This is a genomic window from Celeribacter halophilus, assembly GCF_018860305.1.
In the GTDB taxonomy this organism is placed as follows: domain Bacteria; phylum Pseudomonadota; class Alphaproteobacteria; order Rhodobacterales; family Rhodobacteraceae; genus Celeribacter; species Celeribacter halophilus_A.
The window spans coordinates 327,328-342,527 of the sequence record NZ_JAHKPE010000019.1 but is presented as its reverse complement, the minus strand read 5'-3'; the positions used below and the strand labels follow the sequence as shown (position 1 = coordinate 342,527).

The following is a 15,200-nucleotide window of genomic DNA, read 5'->3' as shown; positions in this document are numbered from 1 at the left end:
GCTATGAACTGGCCAATCTACTTCGCCCCTTCCCATTTGCCCCTCCCGACAATGAACACCGGAAAAGGCTTTCTGATGGCAAAAATACTCACATCAGCCCCGCTCCGCATTCAGCGGCTCACTTGTCAAATGCACACCCTGCCGGCAGGCCAAGCTTTGCAAAAATCTTGGCCGCAGGACACCAGCCGGAGAAGGCCGACTGAAGCAGGTTTGCTCCGATAAACACGGTGAACCAGACGAACATCGGGTGGACGAACTGGGTCAGCAACACGCTGACGATGATCATGACGCCGGCAAAGGCGAAAACAGCGCGATCAATGGACATGGGGTTTCTCCGTAATGAATTGATTTATGACATATTTAGCATTTCACCCCATTAAATTCAATATATTGAATGTATGTTTTGCGCATCGCGCCTATGACCGCACCCGAAATGTTCCCTGCGCTGTCGCGATCAATTCGCCGGTCTCATCCGTCAGGTGCCCGTCTGTAAAAAACGTCTTGGCGCCGCCCCCGATACGTTGTCCCACTGCGATAAGGCGTGAGCCCTTCGGACGGGACAGATAACTGATATTCAAAGACAGGGTCAGCGTCATACGGCGCTGGTCGGGGTCTCCTGTATAGGCGCCAGCGTAGCCCATTGCCGTATCGAGCATGGTCGCATAAATCCCGCCGTGAGGTATCTCCGAACGGTTCAGATGAAACGGCGCAACGGTCGCCTCGAACCGCGCAACGTCATGATCCCATCCGGTCATTTCAATACCCAGATGCGCCAGCGCCGCCGATGGCCCCTCCAACAGCGAAGTCTTCATATATCAATCTCCTCAATCAACGCGGGCCCTGCGGCCCGATTGGAATTTACCGCCTTGCCCACCCGATGAAAACGTAACGTCTCGTCCGATGCGGGCAGCATCAAACGCGCGGCGCCATGACCTTCTTCGCCAAGCCACTTGGCCCAATCGCCCACTTGCAAAATCACGGGGATCCGATGGTGAATCTCCGCCATACGCCCCGTGGCCTCGGTAGTGACAATGGCACAGGACGCGCGGCGCACGCCGTCTTGCTCCCAATCCTGCCAGATGCCGGCAAAGACCATCGGCCCCTCGCCTGCGGGCTGGATATACCACGGCAGCTTCTCACCCCCGTCCGGACGATGCCATTCGAAGAACCCGTCTGCGGGAATGAGACAGCGACGCCTGCGGCAGGCCTCCCGAAAGGCGAGCTTCTCCGCAATCGTCTCGGCGCGGGCATTGATCAGCAAAGGCCCGTCACCGGCTGACTTATACCAATGCGGCACAAAACCCCAACGCATCGGCACAAGGCGGCGTTGGTCGTTTTCATGATAGATGACATGGATTTGCGTGCTCGGACAGATGTTGAAATTGGGGTTTGGCGGCAAATTATTGGCGGGCACCGCCTCAAACAGGCGCGCCATGGCATCATCGGGCAGGGAAAGGGCGAAACGTCCACACATGCCGCCAGTTTAATGGATCAGACAGCGGGGGCCAGCGTAGATCGTGCGGAGGCGTTTTGACCTGATGAGTATTTGCGCCATCAGAAAGCCGGAGGTACTGGGAAAACACGCCCGACCGTCGCGCGGCTCACCGATGCGCTTTGCGGGCCAGTTCGATCTTGGCATCCATCATCGACATGTCTTTCATGATCTCGGTACGTCGTGTCCGGTCGGCAGTGTCGCGCAATTCCTCGCGCAATTTTGCCAGTTCCCGCGACAGCGTTACGAATTCCGGCACGCCACCGCTTTCCTTGACCAGCCGGTTGAGCAGCGCGTTGTCCGGATCATCTTCTTTGGGCAAAGGCTTGCCTGCCCCTGACAGGTTCTCAAAAGCACCGTCGCGCTCGGCCTCGGCAATCTTCTGGTTGATCAAATCAATCAGCGGATGATCCATATTTTATCCTTTCGCACGTGCAGCCTTGAACCGTGCAAGGCTCTCTTCCGGCCAGACCTCTTTGGGACGATAAAACCCTTCAAACACCTGCGCGCCTTCGGACAATACCACCCAAGGCAGTTTAGTTGAGGTGAAGATATGCACATCCGGCACAATCTCCGCACGTTCTTCCAGAGTGCCACAGCGGAGAAAAGCAATCGCCTCTCCCGATCCCGCATAATGCGACCAAAGCGCCACTTTGCAAGACGGGCAGCGCAGCACGGACTGGCCGTGGCCGGAGTTGGAGGGGGTCTCCACACGCTCCGGTGTGCCCTTGGTCAGTTTCACAGCCTCGCGCTCAATATAGGCGTTCAAGGCGAAGGCCGAGCCGGTTTCTCGTTGGCACCATGTGCAATGGCAACAATGCACAATCATTGGCACTGCCGTCACCTCGAACTCCACTTCCCCGCAGGTGCAACGTCCATGCATCGTAATCCTCCCGTGCCATCAAAGAAAAAGCCCCCGCATGATCGCGAGGGCTTTGCCGTTTGTCTATACCGTCAGGCGTATTTCAGCGCCGAGGCAAACAGATTTATTTCACTGTTTTATTTCACAGTGATGCGACCGTCCGTGTAAGGTTCGTAAGGCGCATGTTCCATCATGTATTCCGCCGTGACATCGGCCAGATCCGGTCCGAAGTCATAGACGTTTTCGGCATCAAGAAACATCTTGTAGCCGTCGCCGCCATTGCGGACGTAGTTGTTGGACACGACACCATAGGTCTTTTCGAGATCAATCGGCGCATCGCCAACCATCACGTCGGAAATGCGGGACCCGACTTCGGCCGAGGGATCCACGGTGTAGCTCATGCCTGCAACCTGAGCGAAACGCCCTGCGCCCTCTTCCATTTGCGACGCGCCGTTTTCAAGCGCCTCGACGATGGTCGCACCGGACACAAAGAAGGTCGAGAGCGTGTTCTGGAAGGGCAGCACGGTCAGCACATCGCCCATGGTCACCTGACCACCAGGGATAGACGCACGCACACCGCCGCCGTTCTGGATCGCGATTTCGATGCCCTGATCCTTCACACGGTCCAGCATGGCATCCGCAATCAGATTGCCCATCGGACATTCCACCGAGCGGCAGGTCTCGCGCGACCCGTCGATGTCGGCGGAGGCTTCCGCCACAACCTTGGCTTTCAGCTCTGCGATCGGGCCGGCGAGTTCGGCCACACGCGCTTTGATCTCTGCGTCTTCGGGCACAGAGGCATCGAGAAGAATCGTGTCGCCGGTCGCAGAGGTCACATTGCCGTCGTCGTCAAAGGTCAGGACCAGATGACCGACATATTTGGAATAGGCATAGGCCTGCACCACAGGCACGTCCCCGACCATTGTCGGATAGGCGTAATCAGCCTCTTCGGTGTTGGAGAACAGCGTGTGGGAGTGACCACCGACCACCGCATCAAGACCGGAGACTTTCTCGGCAATTTCGAGGTCTTTGGTCACGCCAACGTGGTTGAGCGCGATGATCTTGGTCACGCCTTCCTCGGTCAAAGTGTCCACATCCTGCTGAAGGTTTTCGATCTCATCGGAGAAGATTACCGCAGCAGAGGGGCTGGCAGTTTCGACTGTATCAGTCGCCAGTGCAGAGACGATGCCGATTTTCTCGCCACCCACTTCGAGTACGAGGTGATCGTTGAGCTTGCCGGCAAGCAGATTGGACTGCGACACATCAAGGTTGCCCGAGATGACGGGGAACTCCGCGCCATCAAGCAGTTTCAACAAGCCTTCGTCGCCATCGTCGAACTCGTGGTTACCGACAGCCATCGCGTCGAAACCGATCTTGTTCATCATCTCGATTTCCACGTCACCCTTGTAGGTCGTGTACATCAAGGAGCCCTGATACTCGTCACCCGCATCCAGAACGATGAAATTTTCACCGGCGAGCTCTTCGCGCAGCTGGTTGATCATGGTCGCCACACGGGCCACACCACCAAAACACTCACCCGCCTCGTTATCTTCGGCAGAACATGTGTTGTCGTATTTCGTGATCGGCTCGATTCGGCTGTGCAAATCATTGATATGAATGACGTGCAGCGTGTAATCGGCATGTGCCGCACCGGCCATAAGCGCCAGAAATGCGGTGGAAGAGAGAACTGTTCTGAGCATATCTTGCCCCCTGTTAATCTTGATAAATTCCAGCCTGACCAAAGTTGATCAAAGAGTCAAAGCCTACGCGACATTTCATTTACATTCGCCATGTGACGAATGTGTAGCGCCTCAATCGCAGGCAACACCTGTCATGATACGCGAGAATGGACACAGAGTCTCATTGACCACGCGCGCGCGCACTGGCATCTGGAACCTATGCTGATTTACAAAATTTTCCGCGCCCCCGAATGGGCGGCCATGCAAACAGCCGGAGAGACCCGAGGTGCGCCTGTGGATCTCGCCGATGGCTATATCCATTTCTCCACCGCCGCACAGGTCAGGGACACCGCCGCCAAGTGGTTCGCGGATGAAGACAACCTGTATCTTCTGGCGCTGGAAAGCGACACGCTTGCCCCCCATCTCAAATGGGAACCTGCACGCGGCGGCTCTTTGTTTCCGCATCTCTATCGCGCTTTGAGCATGGCGGACATTCTCTGGGCCAAACCCCTGCCCCTTGGCCCAGACGGCCACATCTTTCCCGACCTTTCCTGAGGAGCCGCACATGTCCCTTTTTGAACAGTTCGGCATGATGGTCCTGCGCAGCTTTGATCCGGAGAAATCCCACAAGCTGTCGATTGCCGCCCTGCGTGCGGGACTGGCCCCGCTGCCCGGTCTTGTCACCTCGGCACGCCTGAAAACCACTTTTGCGGGGATGGAATTGCCGAATCCCGTGGGGCTGGCCGCGGGCTATGACAAAAACGCCGAAGCCATTCCGCAACTGTCGCGCGCGGGGTTCGGCTTTCTCGAACTGGGGGCCGCCACGCCGCGTCCGCAGCCCGGCAACCCGAAACCGCGCCTGTTTCGCCTCACCGAAGATCAGGCCGTGATCAACCGGTTCGGCTTTAACAACGACGGGATGGAGGTCATCGCCAACCGGCTGGCGCGCTGCCGCCATTCGAACCGCAAGGTGGAGATTCCGGTCGGCCTCAACCTAGGCGCCAACAAAGACAGCGAAGATCGCGCCGCCGACTTTGCCAAAGTGCTGGCCCATTGCGGCAATTTCATTGATTTCGCGACGGTCAACGTCTCCAGCCCCAACACGGAAAAGCTCCGCGACCTGCAAGGCCCCGAAGCCCTCGAAGCTCTGCTTGCCGGTGTTCTGGACGCGCGTAAGGGGCTGAAAAAGGCTGTGCCGGTTCTCCTGAAAATCGCACCGGATCTGGACACCACGGAACTCTCGGAGATTGCCGAAGTGGCCCGTAAATCCGGCATCGACGGGGTGATCGCGACCAACACCACCCTGTCGCGAGATGGTTTGAAATCTGCAGAAAAATCAGAGGCTGGCGGTCTTTCGGGCCGTCCTTTGTTTGAAAAGTCCACGCGCGTGCTGGCCATCCTGTCGCGCGAACTGGGCGAGGACGTGCCCTTGATCGGCGTTGGCGGCATTGCCTCGCCGTTGGACGCCTACACGAAAATCCGCGCCGGCGCATCGCTCGTGCAACTCTATTCCGCGATGGTCTATCAGGGACTTTCCCTTGCTCCGCGCATTGCCCGCGGTCTGGACGACCTGTTGGCGAAAGACGGGTTCGAGACAGTCACCGAAGCCGTAGGAACCCTACGCGGCGACTGGCTTTGAACCGCATCTCTTGCGTATCAAACCTTTGGGACACCGCGTGAAAAGACGCGAACAGCGGCGGGGTCATCCCGCCGCGTCACGTTCCAGACCCGGATATTTCCACATCAAGGTTACGCCGCGCGCGATGTAGCTGATAATCAATGCGGCCCAGAGCCCGTGATTGCCCCAGAGCGGGATCAAAAGCGTCACGGCCACCAGATAGACCACAAGGGACAGCACCATCATATTGCGCATGTCGCGGGTGCGCGTCGCTCCGATAAAAACACCGTCGAGCATCCATGCCGCGAGCCCCAACAGCGGGGCGGCGACCATCCACGGCAGGAACCGCCGCGCTTCAGTGCGCACATCCGGAGCGGTGGTCATGGCATCAATGATCGCGCCGCCAAAGACCGCGAATCCCAACGCCAGCATGCCCGACACGATCAGCCCCCAAAAGGATGCAAGCATCGCACCACGGCGCAGCGACGTCCGGGACCCCGCCCCCATTGCAAGCCCCACGATAGCCTCGGCGGCAAAGGCAAACCCGTCGAGCGCATAGGCGGTGATCTCGATGAACTGCATCAGGATCTGGTTCGAGGCCAGCGTCAAATCGCCAAAACCAGCCCCGAAAAAGGTAAAGCTCACCATGATCGCCAGAAGCAGAACCGAACGGATCAGGATGTCCGTGTTGACCTTGAGCATATGAAGCAGACGGGCCGCATCAAACACTTGCACCCAGTCGCGCCAGAGCGGCGTATTGAACGCGTCGCGACAGAGCCACAGCCCGAAACTCGCCCCCGTCACTTCGGCCAGAACCGTCGCAATCGCGACACCTTCAACGCCCCAGCCAAGCCCGAGCACGAACCAGAAGTCCAAAAGGATGTTCAACCCGTTCATCCAGAGTTGCAGCAACAAAACCGCCTTGGTCCGCTCTTGAGCAATGAGCCAGCCGGTCAGGCCAAAGAGCGCGATGTTGAACGGCGCGGACCAGATGCGGATACCGATATAGCTGCGGGCAAGGCTTTCAACCTCGGGCGAAGCCGGCGAGACCTGAAACGCCGCCCACAGGACCGGAATTTGAAACAGGATTAACAGCCCACCGCCCAACACCCCGATCATCAGCGCGCGGGTCAAAAGCGCGGCCACCTCTCCCGCATTGCCTGCGCCACGCGCCTGAGAAACGAGCCCCGTGGTGCCCATCCGCAAAAAGCCGAAAACCCAGTAGAGCGAGGCCAGTATGACTGCACCGATCCCGACGGCTCCGATGGGCGCGGCTTCTCCCAACTGTCCGACAACCCCGGTATCAACCGCCCCCAGAATGGGAACAGTGGCATTGGACAAAACAATCGGCACCGCAATCTTAAGAACCCGTCGATGGGTCAGCGCGATCTGTTCAGCCATCTGTGACGGGTCTTTCCGGCATCAGGAAATGTCCGATGGCCTGCACGGTCGGACGGACACGGTTGTCCTGCCACGCTTCGACCTGCACAGAGGCATAGCGACGTCCAGCGCGGGTAATCTCGGCGCGGGCATAGGCGTCCCGTGGCAGGCCGGAGCGCAGATAGTCCACGGTCAGATCAATGGTTTTCGGAAATGCCGGCAGCACATCAACCGTGTTTCCGGCCTCGATCTTCGGCCAGACCATTGACCAGCTCAGAGAGATCAGCGCCGTGACTTCCAGAAAGGCGGCCAATGCCCCGCCATGCAGCGCAGGCAGCGAAGGATTGCCGATCAGGTCGGGGCGGTAGGGCATCAGCGCGGTCAGCTCGTCGCCGCGCCGTTCAAACTGAAACCCCATAAACGCCACATAAGGCACACGCGCCACCAAAGCGGCCAACGCTGCATCGCGGCGTTCCTTGACCACCTGAACGGGTTCGGGCTTGGGTCTGCTCATGATTTGCCCCTTTCCACAGTAAAGGCTCCGGTCGCAGCCGCCACGGGCACATCGGAGGTTCCGTCTGTCGCAGAGACCCGCACAAATGCAACGGACCGCGTCATATGGTAACAAATCGCATGGGCTGTGACCGTCGCTCCGGGTTTGGCCGCACGCATGTAATCAATCCGGAGATCCAGCGTGGCCGTGGCAAGGCCCGCTTCGGGATGGCTCATCACCGCCGCCCCCGCGCAGGTATCCATCAGCGCCGACACGGCACCGCCATGAATGACGCCGGTCTCCGGATCACCGATCAGCTTTTCCGCATAGGGCATGAGAATCTCCGCCTCGCCCTCTCCGATAGAGCTCAGAGACATGCCGAGCGCATTACAATGTGGCAGGCCTTCGATAAACTGTCTGGCGATTTTCGTGCGATCCGCTTGCATAAATCGGGCTTTCCTGTCTGGCGTCTCGGGCGCCTTGCATTAAGGCTCTGATATAATGTGACTTGGCACCGATCCTGCAAGGGAAAATTATGCACGAGGGGGCAGACAGAAGCGGCGATGACGCCACGAAATGCCGCGCAACAGCAACGATGCCCGCGACGCAACATCACCTTGAACCCCGCTTGCAGCCGTGGCTATGGTCATGGGGAAGAACGGATTTAGGTTGCGAAACTGAACCGAGCGGTTTAGATGCGACGTGAGGGAGGGAGAAACCATGTCAGACCAGCGTCTCACGTTCAAAGAAATGTGTTCGGAGTTCGATGTGACTCCACGCACCCTGCGGTATTACGAATATATCGAACTTCTGGCCCCCGAGAAGGAAGGCCGGTCCCGCTTTTACACGCCCCGCGAAGTGGCACGGATGAAGCTTATCCTGCGCGGACGTAAATACGGGTTTTCTCTGGAAGAAATCCGCCAGTGGCTTTTGATCTACGAGAAAGAAGGCACGGCGGCTCAATCGCAAGCCTTTCTCGAACTGGCAGACCGTCAACTCACGGCTCTCGAAGAACAGAAGCGCGAGTTGGAACAGGCGATTGCGGAACTCAAGGAGTTGCGCGCGGAGACGGCCAAGAACGTCAAATCCTGAACGACGCAGGTTTGCGACGTTACGTTCCTCGGGCCGGATACCCGACAACAAAGTCAATTTGCGACTCAGATATCCGCGAAATTCACCCCTACAAATGCGCATTTTTCCACAACTGCCAAAGCGATTTGAACGCAATAAACAACAGAAATAAATGCAATTTTAGAGATTTCTGCCAAACCGTTTGCAAAGCCCTCTGCCGCAGAATAATTTAAACCCCGTCCAGAAGGCCCCAAGCGGCACAAACGCCATAGCGAAGTGACGCCACGTTTCGATTAAAGAGGCCTCCCAGATGAGATTAGAGTGGGGCGAAGGCAAAGCTTCGCGCCGCAAAAAGGGGCATCACTTCTGGGCAACCGGATTACCCCAAGCGACGAGACCGGAGCACGCCGACGTGACGAAAGAGGTTATGACAATCCGCGAGATGTGTGATGCGTTCAATGTAACGCCCCGCACATTGCGCTTTTACGAAGCCAAGGAACTGCTGTTCCCGATCCGCGAGGGTCAGAAGCGGCTGTTCACCAAACGGGACAGGGCACGTTTGATCCTGATCCTGCGCGGCAAGAAATTTGGCTTCTCTCTGGAAGAGATCCGGCAGTTACTGAATCTCTACTCGGAGGAAGACGGCGGAGAGGCACAGATGCGCAACACGTTGAAAGCGTATCATGTGAAGCTCGCGGAGATGGAGGCGCAAAAACAGGCGCTGACAGAGCTCATGACCGAACTGGAGGATGAAATCGGATTTGTCGAAAGGCGAATCGAGGGATTGAAACGCGACGGGTGACGAAAGGTCTCCCCGCGCGCTGAACGAAAGGGAGACACGCCATGCCGAGCTACACCGCTCCGACGAAAGACATTCAATATGTGCTGCACGAGGTGCTGAACATTTCCGGCTCCGACATTCCGGGATATTCGGACCTTGAGCCGGAATTTACCGAAGCCATTCTCGAGGCTGCCGGACAACTGGCCTCTGATGTGATTGCACCACTGAACACCATTGGCGATCAGGAGGGCTGCACATTTGAAAACGGCGTCATCACCACGCCGACCGGCTTCAAAGAAGCATTCGAGCAAGTGAAAGAAGGCGGCTGGCCGGGGCTTGATCTGCCCGAAGAATATGGCGGTCAGGGTCTCCCCTATCTGATGAGCACCGCCGTGGGCGAGCTGTTCTCAGCCGCCAACCAGGCCTTCACCATGTATCAGGGTCTCACCCACGGGGCCGCCTCGGCGATCCTTGTGCATGGCACCGAAGAGCAAAAAGCCACCTATCTGCCGAAAATGACCTCCTGCGAATGGACCGGCACAATGAACCTGACGGAACCGCATTGCGGCACCGATCTGGGCCTCATGCGCACCAAGGCAGAGCCGCAAGACGACGGATCATACAAGATCACGGGGCAGAAGATCTTCATTTCTGCCGGTGACCATGACATGTCCGAAAACGTGATCCATCTGGTTCTGGCGAAAATCCCCGGCGGGCCGGAAGGCATCAAAGGCGTCTCGCTTTTCATTGTGCCGAAATTCAATGTGAACGCAGACGGCAGCGTCGGGTCCAGCAATGGCGTCTCGGTCGGCTCCATCGAAGAGAAAATGGGCATCCACGGCAACTCCACTTGTGTGATGAACTATGACGAAGCCAACGGATACCTCTTGGGCGAGATGCACAAAGGTATGCGTGCCATGTTCACCATGATGAACGAGGCCCGTCTGGGCGTTGGCATGCAAGGGCTAGCACAGGCCGAAGCCGCCTATCAGAACGCCGTGATCTATGCGAAAGACCGTCTGCAAGGGCGCGCGGTGACCGGACCGGCCAACCCCGACGGGCCTGCCGATCCGTTGATCGTGCATCCGGACATCCGCCGCACCCTCATGGACCAGAAGAGCTTTATCGAAGGCGCGCGTGCCTTCATGCTCTGGGGCGCCAACCTGATCGATCAGGCGCACCGCTCCGGCGACAAGGAAGCCGACGGCCTGATCTCCCTGATGACTCCGGTCCTCAAGGGCTTCCTCACCGACAAGGGCTACGAGGCCACGGTCAACGCGCAACAGGTTTACGGCGGCCACGGTTATATCGAAGAATGGGGCATGTCCCAGTTCACCCGTGATGCACGGATCGCCATGATCTACGAAGGCGCGAACGGCGTGCAGGCGCTGGACCTTGTAGGCCGCAAACTGGCGCTGGATGGCGGCAAATACGTCATGGCCTTTTTCGATATGGTCAAAGGTTTCTGCAAAGAAAACAGCAACGACGAAATGGCAGACTTCGTGGACCCGCTCAAAACGGCCTCGAAAGACCTCCAGAGCGCGGGCATGTTCTTTATGCAAAACGGCATGAAAAACCCGAACGCGGCGCTGGCCGGATCCTATGACTTCATGCATCTGTTCGGCTATGTCTGCCTTGGCCTGATGTGGGCGCGGATGGCGAAAGTGTCGCTGGCCGCACTGGAGAACGGCATGGATGATCCCGAGTTCCACCAGAACAAGCTCACCACCGCGCGGTATTACATGGCCCGCCAGCTGCCGATGACCGGCACGCTTTTGAAACGCATCGAATCCGGTGCCGATCCGGTGATGACTTTGCCCGCCGAGGCGTTCTAAGTTAGACCCGACCCGAGACATGAGGCCCCTGCCCTTGGCGGGGGCCTTTTTTATGCGCCCATGCGGCAAAATGACGGAGCGTAACCATGCCCAAACGGTTCAGAATGACGCGGCGTTTTCCTGTTTCCATGACGGAAGACGGGTATCGTCGACTTAGAAGTTTCGCGAGGGAGGCGGGCTTGGACGAGGGAGAGGCGCTGTCTTTCCTGTTCGAGAATTTCAACTCCGTCACGGACGAAGAAAAACTGACGCACCGTTTGCGGTTGTTCAATTCGGAGCTGGCACAGCGAAAACGCTAAGCCGGACACGGGACAAACAGGCAGCGGTTCAAACTGTCTCACTTGACGCTTTCACAGGTGGGACACAGTTAGCACTATGGACGGGCCCGAAGCGGGTCTTGAGGAGGATTGAATGACTGAAGCCTATATTTATGACGCCGTGCGCAGTCCGCGCGGCAAAGGGCGCAAGGACGGGAGCCTGCATGAGGTAACCTCGGCCGCGCTGTCTGCGAAAATTCTGAACGCGGTCAAAGAGCGCAACGGCCTTGACGGTCATGCGGTCGAAGACGTGATCTGGGGCAATGTCACACAGGTGGGCGAACAGGGCGGTTGTCTTGCACGGACCGCCGTTCTGGCCTCCGACCTTGACGAGTCGATCCCCGGCCTCGCCATCAACCGCTTTTGCGCATCCGGCATGGAAGCCGTGAACATTGCCGCCAACCAGATCAAAGGTGGCGCGGGCATGGGATATATTGCCGGTGGCGTCGAAATGATGGGCCGCGTGCCGATGGGCTCTGACGGGGCGGCGATTGCCGTGGACCCGAGTCTGGCCATGAAAACCTATTTCGTGCCGCAGGGCATTTCCGCGGACATCATCGCCACCCAATACGGGTTCACCCGCGAAGAAGCCGATGCGCTGGCCGTCCGGTCGCAAAACCGCGCCGAAGCCGCGTGGAAGGACAACCGCTTTGCCAAATCTATCGTGCCGATCACGGATCAGAACGGTCTGACCATTCTGGACCGCGACGAATACATGCGTCCGGGCACCACGGTTGAAGCCCTCGGCAATCTCAAGGCGTCGTTCAAGGATATGGGCGAGAGCATGCCGGGCTTCGACAAGGTTGCGTTGATGAAATATCCGCATCTTGAGAAAATCAACCACATCCACCACGCTGGCAACTCCTCCGGCATCGTGGACGGGGCAGCGGCTGTGCTAATCGGCAACAAGGAATTCGGGGAGAAATGGGGCCTCAAGCCCCGCGCCCGTATTCGCGCCACCGCGAAAATCGGCACCGACCCGACGATCATGCTCACCGGTCCGGTTCCGGTCACGCAGAAAATCCTCGCCGACAACGGCATGACCATCAACGACATCGACCTGTTCGAAGTGAACGAAGCCTTCGCCGCAGTAGTCATGCGCTTCATGCAGGCCTTTGACGTGGACGAGAGCAAAGTAAACGTCAACGGCGGGGCCATCGCAATGGGCCACCCGCTGGGCGCGACGGGGGCGATGATCATCGGGACAGTGCTTGACGAGCTGGAGCGCACCGGCAAAGGCGTGGGTCTTGCCACGCTGTGCATCGCATCCGGCATGGGTGCCGCCACCATCATCGAACGCGTGTAAGGGAGACGAGAACCATGACCGATTTTCACTATTCCGTAGACGCCGATGGCGTGGCAACGATCACCTGGGATCTTCCGAACAAAAGCATGAACGTGCTGTCGATGGAGGGGATCAAGGAATTTGACGCCTGTATCGACAAGGCACTTGGCGACGACGCTGTCAAAGGCATCATTGTCACCTCTGGCAAGGACACATTTGCCGGCGGGATGGACCTCAACATCATCGCACGGATGAAAGAAGAAGCCGGAGACGAGCCTGCCAAGGGGTTGTTTGAAGGGCTTATGTCCATGCATGCGATCCTGCGCAAACTCGAACGCGCAGGCATGGACCCGAAAACCAACAAAGGCGGCAAACCTGTGGCCTGCGCTATGCCGGGCACGGGGCTTGGCATCGGGCTTGAAATCCCGCTGGCCTGTCACCGCATCTTTGTGGCCGACAATCCCAAGGCCAAGATCGGTCTGCCCGAAATCAAGGTCGGCATCTTCCCCGGCATGGGCGGCACCACCCGCGTCTCGCGTCTGTTGGGCGCTATGGCGGCGGCACCGATCCTGCTTGAAGGCAAGCTGATGGATCCGAAAAAGGCCAAATCTTCGGGGATCGTCCACGAAGTTGTGGAGCCTTCCGAGCTTCTGGCCAAGGCCAAAGACTGGGTTTTGAACGCCAAGGATGCGGATATTGTCAAACCGTGGGACGCGAAGGGTTGGAAAATGCCCGGCGGCGCGCCCTATCATCCGGCGGGTTTCATGACTTTTGTCGGCGCCTCCGCCATGGTCCACGGCAACACCCAAGGCGTCTATCCGGCGGCCAAGGCCCTGTTGTCTGCGGTCTATGAAGGCGCGATGGTGCCCTTTGATACGGCGATCAAGATTGAGGCGCGCTGGTTCACAAATGTGCTGATGAACCCGTCCTCCTCCAACATGATCCGTTCTCTGTTCATCAACAAGGAAGCCTTGGAAAAAGGCGCGAACCGTCCTGACGTTGATGACCAGACGGTCAAGAAAGTCGGCGTTCTCGGCGCGGGCATGATGGGCGCGGGCATTGCCTATGTCTCTGCCAATGCAGGCATTGAAGTCGTGCTGATCGACCAGAAACAGGAGGCGGCGGACAAGGGGAAATCCTATTCCGAGACCATCCTCGACAAAGGCATCTCCCGCAAAAAGGTGACGCCGGAGAAGAAAGAAGAGGTCTTGGGCCGTATCCTTGCGACCACCGATCTCGACGCGCTCAAGGGCTGTGACCTCATCATTGAGGCTGTCTTTGAGGACATAGGCGTGAAGGCGGAGATGACCAAAAAGGTCGAAGCCATCGTGGACGAGAACTGCATCTTTGCATCCAACACCTCGACCCTGCCGATCTCGGAGCTGGCCAAAGCTTCCGTGCGACCCGATCAGTTCATCGGCATCCACTTCTTTAGTCCGGTGGACAAGATGCTTCTGGTCGAGATCATCAAAGGCAAGCAAACCGGTGATGTCGCCGTGGCCAAGGCGCTCGACTATGTGCGCCAGATCCGCAAAACCCCGATCGTCGTCAATGACGCGCGGTTCTTCTACGCCAACCGCTGCATCATCCCCTACATCAACGAAGGGGTGCGCATGGCCGCCGAAGGCGTTGACCTGCCGCTCATCGAGAATGCCGCGAAACTTCTGGGCTTCCCGCTCGGGCCGCTTCAGCTGATCGACGAGACCTCCATTGATCTCGGCGTGAAAATCGCCAAGGCAACCAAAGCTGCTATGGGCGACGACTATCCCGACGAGGCTGTGGACGAGGTGGTTTTCTGGATGTTCGATCAAGGGCGTCTGGGTAAAAAAGCGGGCGCCGGTTTCTACGACTACGACGAGAAGGGCAAACGCGGGCTTCTTTGGAAGGGCTTCACCGATGAATTCCCTGCCGCCGACGCCCAGCCCGATCTCGACGAAGTGCAGCATCGTTTGATGATGGCACAGGTTCTGGAAGCCGTGCGTGCGCTTGAGGATGGCGTGTTGACCGACATCCGCGAAGGTGACGTGGGGGCGATCCTCGGCTGGGGCTTTGCGCCTTGGTCGGGCGGCCCGTTTGCATGGCTCGACATCATCGGTGCGGCGAAAGCTGTGGAGATTTGCGACAATCTCACCGCCACCCACGGGCCGCGCTTCAAGACACCGGACCTGCTGCGAGATCTGGCAAAGAGTGGCGAGACCTTCTACGGACGTTTCGGCACGGGCAAGGACAGCAAGGCCGCCTGACCCACGCCACCAGAACGACGATCAAGCCCTCCCACTCGGGAGGGCTTTTTCATGCGTTTTGAGGGGGGTCGATGACATCCAGACGCCCCACCAAACATGAAAAGACCCGCGCACTCCCCATGCGCGGGCCCCTCCCGGCCTCAT

The 15,200-nt window shown here is 58.3% G+C and carries 17 protein-coding genes; 8 read left to right on the top strand and 9 right to left on the bottom strand.

Annotated features, from left to right (window positions below):
• Positions 1 to 118 precede the first annotated feature (118 nt).
• The 6 genes from KO492_RS05970 to KO492_RS05945 all read right to left on the bottom strand — a co-directional run bounded on the left by KO492_RS05970 (position 119) and on the right by KO492_RS05945 (position 4,054).
• The gene (locus KO492_RS05970) at positions 119 to 325 is read right to left on the bottom strand and encodes a YgaP family membrane protein (RefSeq protein ID WP_216044109.1); all 207 of its coding nucleotides are present in this window, start codon (positions 323 to 325) and stop codon (positions 119 to 121) included.
• 91 nt (positions 326 to 416) lie between these two features.
• Positions 417 to 812, bottom strand: coding sequence for a PaaI family thioesterase (locus tag KO492_RS05965; RefSeq protein ID WP_216044108.1), 396 nt, complete (start codon positions 810 to 812; stop codon positions 417 to 419).
• Positions 809 to 1,474 carry an SOS response-associated peptidase gene (locus KO492_RS05960; protein WP_216044107.1) on the bottom strand — a complete coding sequence of 222 codons (666 nt, stop codon included), beginning with the start codon at positions 1,472 to 1,474 and terminating at the stop codon, positions 809 to 811. Before KO492_RS05960 ends, KO492_RS05965 begins: the two co-directional genes overlap by 4 nt.
• A gap of 127 nt (positions 1,475 to 1,601) precedes the next feature.
• Positions 1,602 to 1,907, bottom strand: a complete 306-nt coding sequence (locus tag KO492_RS05955) for a DUF1992 domain-containing protein (protein WP_216044106.1) — start codon at positions 1,905 to 1,907, stop codon at positions 1,602 to 1,604.
• Between the two features lie 3 nt (positions 1,908 to 1,910).
• Positions 1,911 to 2,375 carry a GFA family protein gene (locus tag KO492_RS05950; protein WP_216044105.1) on the bottom strand — a complete coding sequence of 155 codons (465 nt, stop codon included), beginning with the start codon at positions 2,373 to 2,375 and terminating at the stop codon, positions 1,911 to 1,913.
• Positions 2,376 to 2,491: 116 nt separating this feature from the next.
• A complete protein-coding gene (locus KO492_RS05945) occupies positions 2,492 to 4,054 on the bottom strand; it encodes a bifunctional metallophosphatase/5'-nucleotidase (RefSeq protein WP_216044104.1) in 1,563 nt (520 codons plus the stop codon).
• 198 nt (positions 4,055 to 4,252) lie between these two features.
• On the opposite strand from KO492_RS05945, the gene KO492_RS05940 reads away from it, so the two are divergent.
• A complete protein-coding gene (locus KO492_RS05940; protein ID WP_216044103.1) occupies positions 4,253 to 4,588 on the top strand; it encodes a DUF952 domain-containing protein in 336 nt (111 codons plus the stop codon).
• 10 nt (positions 4,589 to 4,598) lie between these two features.
• Positions 4,599 to 5,672: a quinone-dependent dihydroorotate dehydrogenase gene (locus KO492_RS05935; RefSeq protein WP_216044102.1), complete on the top strand. Its 1,074-nt coding sequence runs from the start codon at positions 4,599 to 4,601 to the stop codon at positions 5,670 to 5,672.
• A gap of 63 nt (positions 5,673 to 5,735) precedes the next feature.
• Here KO492_RS05935 and KO492_RS05930 read toward each other — a convergent pair whose 3' ends face one another.
• From KO492_RS05930 to KO492_RS05920, 3 genes are read right to left on the bottom strand one after another with little or no spacing between them, the layout of a single operon-like run.
• On the bottom strand, positions 5,736 to 7,052 hold the full coding sequence (locus KO492_RS05930; protein ID WP_216044101.1) for an MATE family efflux transporter: 1,317 nt from the start codon (positions 7,050 to 7,052) through the stop codon (positions 5,736 to 5,738).
• Positions 7,045 to 7,545, bottom strand: a complete 501-nt coding sequence (locus KO492_RS05925; RefSeq protein WP_216044100.1) for a PaaI family thioesterase — start codon at positions 7,543 to 7,545, stop codon at positions 7,045 to 7,047. Before KO492_RS05925 ends, KO492_RS05930 begins: the two co-directional genes overlap by 8 nt.
• Positions 7,542 to 7,970 carry a PaaI family thioesterase gene (locus KO492_RS05920; protein ID WP_066603290.1) on the bottom strand — a complete coding sequence of 143 codons (429 nt, stop codon included), beginning with the start codon at positions 7,968 to 7,970 and terminating at the stop codon, positions 7,542 to 7,544. Before KO492_RS05920 ends, KO492_RS05925 begins: the two co-directional genes overlap by 4 nt.
• 274 nt (positions 7,971 to 8,244) lie before the next feature.
• Between KO492_RS05920 and KO492_RS05915 the strand changes: the two genes are divergently transcribed.
• The 6 genes from KO492_RS05915 (at position 8,245) to KO492_RS05890 (ending at position 15,056) form a co-directional block, all read left to right on the top strand.
• Positions 8,245 to 8,616, top strand: a complete 372-nt coding sequence (locus KO492_RS05915) for a MerR family transcriptional regulator (RefSeq protein WP_066603288.1) — start codon at positions 8,245 to 8,247, stop codon at positions 8,614 to 8,616.
• A gap of 391 nt (positions 8,617 to 9,007) precedes the next feature.
• The gene (locus KO492_RS05910) at positions 9,008 to 9,397 is read left to right on the top strand and encodes a MerR family transcriptional regulator (RefSeq protein ID WP_066603284.1); all 390 of its coding nucleotides are present in this window, start codon (positions 9,008 to 9,010) and stop codon (positions 9,395 to 9,397) included.
• Positions 9,398 to 9,438: 41 nt separating this feature from the next.
• Positions 9,439 to 11,211: an acyl-CoA dehydrogenase C-terminal domain-containing protein gene (locus tag KO492_RS05905; protein WP_216044099.1), complete on the top strand. Its 1,773-nt coding sequence runs from the start codon at positions 9,439 to 9,441 to the stop codon at positions 11,209 to 11,211.
• Positions 11,212 to 11,297: 86 nt separating this feature from the next.
• Positions 11,298 to 11,510, top strand: coding sequence for a hypothetical protein (locus tag KO492_RS05900; RefSeq protein ID WP_066603279.1), 213 nt, complete (start codon positions 11,298 to 11,300; stop codon positions 11,508 to 11,510).
• Positions 11,511 to 11,622: 112 nt separating this feature from the next.
• Entirely contained in the window at positions 11,623 to 12,834 is a 1,212-nt protein-coding gene (locus KO492_RS05895) for an acetyl-CoA C-acetyltransferase (protein WP_216044098.1), read from the top strand.
• A gap of 14 nt (positions 12,835 to 12,848) precedes the next feature.
• Positions 12,849 to 15,056: a 3-hydroxyacyl-CoA dehydrogenase NAD-binding domain-containing protein gene (locus KO492_RS05890; RefSeq protein WP_216044097.1), complete on the top strand. Its 2,208-nt coding sequence runs from the start codon at positions 12,849 to 12,851 to the stop codon at positions 15,054 to 15,056.
• The last annotated feature ends 144 nt before the right edge of the window (positions 15,057 to 15,200 follow it).